1 protein-coding gene is annotated in these 1,333 nt (G+C 46.4%); it reads left to right on the top strand.

What is annotated here, in order from left to right:
- Positions 1–446: 446 nt before the first annotated feature.
- Complete coding sequence (locus IQ219_RS19665) at positions 447–959, top strand: nuclear transport factor 2 family protein (RefSeq protein WP_190599874.1); 513 nt, start codon at positions 447–449, stop codon at positions 957–959.
- The last annotated feature ends 374 nt before the right edge of the window (positions 960–1,333 follow it).

Genomic DNA, 1,333 nt, shown 5'->3' with positions numbered 1-1,333 from the left:
TTAACTAAAAGAAAAAAGAATTAATTTTGATAAAAAAAGAAACGTTAATATCAGGAAGGCAAAAATAAAGATGTGATCCCCGGCACTTTATGGTCGTCGCCCCTCCCTTTTTTTCCTGCCTCCCCACCCCCCCGCCGGATGAAAGCTAACTATCAATACCCAGGGTACTGACCGGCGGACCCTCAATGTGGGGGCATAAGAACCGACTTTACTTAAGGGTTATCCAGGAGTTTAAAGGCGATCGGCATCATTGACCAGAAAGTGACCGATACCGGAAAACGACTCGACTCCATTGAAGCCAGGATTGGCAGGTTGGAAAAGTTTTACAATCCCTAAATCACGATCGCCTAATTTCAAAATTCCCGACTAAACTCTAAACATCCGGGGTATTTCAACGATACCAAAAGGATTCTAAAGTAATCACCTTTTTCTCTCTGTCACTTCCTATGTCTCTACCCTCTGAGGATATTGAACTCATCCTAGAAACCCGCAAGATTGCTCTGGATGCCCTCAATCATCGCAATTTTGACCAAGTTAAACCCTATCTCCATCCCGATTTCACCATTACCACCGTAGATAATCAGGTGTTTCATGGCGTGGAGGATTTTCAACGTTATTGGGAAAATCAATTTCAGACGAACATTAAGAGCATCACCATGACTCTGGATGAACACACTGATCGCATCCTGCTCGCTCCCAATTTAGAAGTAGCCTATGGGGCCGCCACCTCGACCTTTAACTTCAAAGACGGGAAAAACAATGATATGCCTCTGCGTTGGACAGCGGTTCTGCAAAAAGCAAATCACCGATGGCTAATTCAAAGTTTACATTTTTCCGCTAATCTCCTCGATAATCCGGTACTGGCGGTAACACAAAGTGCAATGCGATGGAGTGCTTTAGTGGCAGGGGTTGTTGGCATTATTGTTGGGGCGGCGGTTATCTGGTTTTGGAAACCCTAACCCTCAGGCCTGGCCTTTCAGAACCTTTTTAATTATGAACCCGAACTTCAGGTGCGATCGCCGTCTCCCGTTCACACTGATGGTGCTGTCCGTCTGGGCCTTTGTGAGCTTGCTCCATTGGCAACCCTGGAGTAATGTCCTGTTCTTTGGTGTTGTAGCGATCTTTGCTCTCTATGGCGGACGACTAATGAGAGCGCAAATCCCCACCCCAGCCGTAAGCGACCCCACCAACCTGCCCCCCTTCACCGTCTCGATTTTAATTCCAGCACGCAATTGAGCCAATGTACTTAATCGCATCGTAACAAGTATTTTTGCCTCGGATTATCCCGCCTCCCAAATAGAAGTATGGGTCATTGACGATGGCAGTCAAGATC

The sequence above is a fragment of the Synechocystis sp. LEGE 06083 genome (assembly GCF_015207725.1).
Taxonomy (GTDB): Bacteria; Cyanobacteriota; Cyanobacteriia; order Cyanobacteriales; family Microcystaceae; genus Synechocystis; species Synechocystis salina.
This window is presented reverse-complemented; position numbering and strand designations above follow the sequence as displayed.

Excerpts from the sequence above, each read along its gene's own strand:
- IQ219_RS19665 (WP_190599874.1), top strand. The coding sequence starts at position 447 with ATGTCTCTACCCTCTGAGGATATTGAACTCATCCTAGAAACCCGCAAG.